Raw genomic sequence first — 3,227 nt, forward strand, 5'->3', positions numbered from 1 at the left:
GTGACCTTAGACGTTCATCAACCGACTGAGATTCTAAAACCGAAGCACTCATGCACCCCCAAATAGAGAATCCCGCCACTCACCGCCAGATCAACTCGCTCTCACCACAACTTCCGCGAATGCTTACACCAGGAAGCCACGAAGTGAGTGGGTATAGCGGAGGTTAGAGGGTTAGTCTAACCACCGCCTCCCCGTTGTCGCAGACGGGGTTGATTCCCCGCATTTACCGGCGTGCGGTTTTCTCGCACCGGGCGACCCCCGAATCATTGCCTCCTGTCAAAAGCCACCCATACCAAGGGCGGAAGACACAGAGGAGTCACATTCATGTCGTACACATGGTCGTCTTCGTAAAGCTAAGCATCTTCAAAAGGCCGAGTTTCTTGTCAAACGTTCCTTGTCTGAGTCGGTAGTTGTCACAATCCGACTTCCGTTTGAACTTCATGCAGCGGAGACGCATCCGTATCCACTTATCCAACTGTTGGAACAGCCAGATGCACGTCGAGAAGTTCGTGGCGAAATAGTTCGCCGTGCCTCGAATCACTCGGTTCAGTCTCTCGATTGCTCGGGCGTCCAGGTTATGGCACCTCCGAGTCAGCTCCCTCACCTTCGTCTTGAAGTTCTCCAATGACTTTGGTCGCATCGTTCGTGACCTACTCGAAAGTCGAAAGCCCAGGAACTCGTAACCCTTCCCGTAACTGGCGATCTTCGTTTTCTCGGGACTCAAGGAGAGTCCCAAGTCGGTCATGATCTTCTCGACCTCTGCCAAGGCTGCTTCCGCCTGCCGGCGTGTCTTGCATACGACGACGAAGTCGTCGGCATACCGCACGAAGCGATACCCCGCTTTCTCCAGTCGCCAATCGAGCTGGTTGAGCACGATGTTGGCAAGCAATGGACTGATCACCCCGCCTTGCGGCGTTCCGACCGTGGTGGGTTTGAAGACGCCACCTTCCATCACACCTGCTGCCAGAAACTTCTCGATTAAGTTTAGGATATTCCCATCGGCAACCTCCTCGGCCACAGCACCAGCGATGAGCTTGTGTGGGATGTTATCGAAGAATCCAGAGATGTCTGCGTCAAGAGTGACGCGGTCTCCTTCAGCATGAAACGACAACACCCGCTCGATCGCCTTGTGGCAACTGCGCCGAGGACGAAACCCGAACGAGCAATCATGAAACAGCGGCTCAAAGATCGGTTCAAGAAGCCTACGTATCACTTCTTGAGCGATTCGATCCCTTACAGCCGGAATTCCCAGCGGTCTGAACTTCGTACCTTTGGCGTCTTTGGGTATCCACACTCGTCGCAGCGGCTTGGGGCAAAATGCACCTCTTGTTTTCAAGTCACGCTTGAGCGCAGCCAGATTGGCGTCGAGATTTTCTTCGAACATCCCAATGCTGACTTTGTCGATTCCCGCGGCACCTCGGTTGCGTTTTACCGCTTTGAATGCCTCCCTCATCAGCCGGTCGTCGATTCGACCGGTCAATGAATGCACTTTCCTTTTCTTGGCCATGTGGGCCATCCTACATTCTGGTAACCGCCACCCTCACTGTCGATCGGCCGCTGCCCATGTGCCTTAGCCTTCGCTATCCCATTGGAGTCGCGTGCCGCGTCGATGTCCGGGCTTTGCAGAACACGGACGGGCCATTTGGCGGCCCTTCGACGCGGCGACTAACTCTGAGCGCTCGGCATCATGCCGAGCCTGTCTGCACGATCGTTTCGGGTGAACTGAAATCAGGTATCTGCTTTCATCCGAACTCTGTCGGACTACTCCGCGTCTGCTGTGGTCCCAAGCCGAACTGTTGGCAGTTCAGCCCCAGGTTTGCTGGATGAAAATTCGCAAGGCGGATGGGGCCTCTGGTTCATATCGCGTCGCATTACCTCTGTTTTCACCGTCGGCTTATACGTTGGCTTACCGTACTGCTGTTCTCACAGCGGACGGACGAGCGGGGACCTCACCGGTCAGATTCACGAGCCATTTTCTCGAGGTGACAACACCAACCACCCTGACGTTTGACGAACGGCTAACCGTATGTGCCGCCCGCCGATGATCCTTCGAGTTGCTGGACCACCATGTTTCAACCACACGCGGGGTCTGACACTCCGCCCAGGCCGAATCGCGCCGCCTCCCCAAGTCTTGTTTCCTGGCTCCTTCGCTATCACGATTAAGGTGACACTAGCACATACCTCCAAATTGAAGTTCGAGAAACAAGTTCTAGACAGGTACGGACCCGCCCAGGTAGGCTTCGACCGCCCAAGGAAGGCGATCTCACCGTTTGTTGTAGAATGGCTTTCGCCACCCTACGACTAAGCTCGCGAGCCCTGCGGCTCACGCGCGCTGTCCAGTTAGGCAAACGTATACTCGTCGAATGGCAACGGAAGCGTCTCAAGGACCTGGGAGAGTCTCTCTATGTCGGAATCTCCGGCCTTCCCTGCCCGAACTTTTCGAACAGTCCGTGCTAATGCGGATAAGACCATAGAAAAAGCTGTTTCCACTGTTTGCTCTTGATCGATTCGAGTGTGCATTGCTTGACTCCTGTGCAAGTTGCTGGCCGCCTTTGCAGCCATCTAAGATTGAACTAGCAACGTGTGATTCTGGGACGCCAAGCAAGTAAGGAGATTCTTCCGTCGGGCTCACAAAACGATCAATCACCAGGTTAGCAGATTGTCGGGAAAACGTGGGTGCGGGGTTTTCTCGAGTTTCTTGGGGTTATGGGTGGGCGTAATCACTAGTACAATCGGTATAATTGCGGACTCCGCATTCATACCGGTGTTCCGAGTTGTGATGACGCGAGGACTGATATTCAGTCTTTGAGAGCAGGCCTCATTTCGGCGATCTTGCTTGACTGCTATTGATGGAATTCACACTGAGACTCGCCAGAATGTCGCCCGTGCCCAGCATCACGGGCCGGTCTATTGAGCAGAGCTTGGATCCCTTGCAGCGCGAACCTACGAGATGCAATCTAAACCGTCAGATCTTTCACTCGAACAAAAAGAGCGGATCGATCGCCATGCCGATGAATACGAGAAGGCTTTTCGCGAGGGTCAAGATCCGCAGATCGAATCATTTCTTCTGCGCGAACCGCAATTACGCCAGTATCTACTTAGCATCGCGTGAACAATAAGTGCTTACTTCACAGGCTAGTAGTATAGTTCCATTTTGGCAGCGCTTCATCGTAGATGATTCTCAATTCGGATTTCAGTTCATCACTGAGTTTCTGACCGGTTTGGTA

General features: G+C 53.8%; 1 protein-coding gene. It reads right to left on the bottom strand.

What is annotated here, in order from left to right; all coding sequences use genetic code 11:
• Positions 1-322: 322 nt before the first annotated feature.
• Positions 323-1,507, bottom strand: a complete 1,185-nt coding sequence (gene ltrA, locus Poly41_RS33650; RefSeq protein WP_197232001.1) for a group II intron reverse transcriptase/maturase — start codon at positions 1,505-1,507, stop codon at positions 323-325.
• Positions 1,508-3,227 lie beyond the last annotated feature (1,720 nt).

It is taken from the genome of Novipirellula artificiosorum (assembly GCF_007860135.1).
GTDB classification, from domain to species: Bacteria; Planctomycetota; Planctomycetia; order Pirellulales; family Pirellulaceae; genus Novipirellula_A; species Novipirellula_A artificiosorum.

What these genes read in the sequence shown, in the direction of transcription:
- ltrA (WP_197232001.1), bottom strand. Translation starts at nt 1,507, where the DNA reads ATGGCCAAGAAAAGGAAAGTGCATTCATTGACCGGTCGAATCGACGAC.